The sequence below is a fragment of the Streptomyces hilarionis genome, assembly GCF_024539675.1.
Classification (GTDB): domain Bacteria; phylum Actinomycetota; class Actinomycetes; order Streptomycetales; family Streptomycetaceae; genus Streptomyces; species Streptomyces hilarionis.
The window spans coordinates 1-395 of the sequence record NZ_JAHHIT010000494.1; the positions used below are offsets into that span (position 1 = coordinate 1).

At 61.8% G+C, this 395-nt stretch carries 1 pseudogene; it reads right to left on the bottom strand.

The features are described 5' to 3' along the window. Positions 1-395 (bottom strand): annotated as a pseudogene (locus KMS84_RS44045) (hypothetical protein); the annotation flags it as partial.

A 395-nucleotide genomic window follows, 5' to 3' on the forward strand; every position in this document is an offset into this window, starting at 1 on the left:
TTGACCGCCGAAATCGCCGCCGTGACGTTGGCGATGTCCACATCCAGCCGCCACTGTGCGTTCCACTTGAGCATCTGCTGATAAATGCGATCAACGCCGCTGGTGGTGGCGGTGACGTAAAAATGGTGCTCGCCGAAGCGTGCGCACACACCGTCGTCGATGACCGCGCCCTGTTCGTTGGTCATTAGCGCATAACGGGAGCGACCAATCGGTTGCTTGAGGAAGGCGAAGGTGTACATACGGTTGAGCAGTTCGGCGGCATCCGGGCCGCGCACGTCCAGACCGCCCAACGTCGAGACATCGATGATGCCGACCTTGTTGCGCACGTGCAGCGCTTCAGCCTGCATGCACGCGTCGCGCTCGCTGGCCTTGCCGTAATACGCGGGACGCTGCCA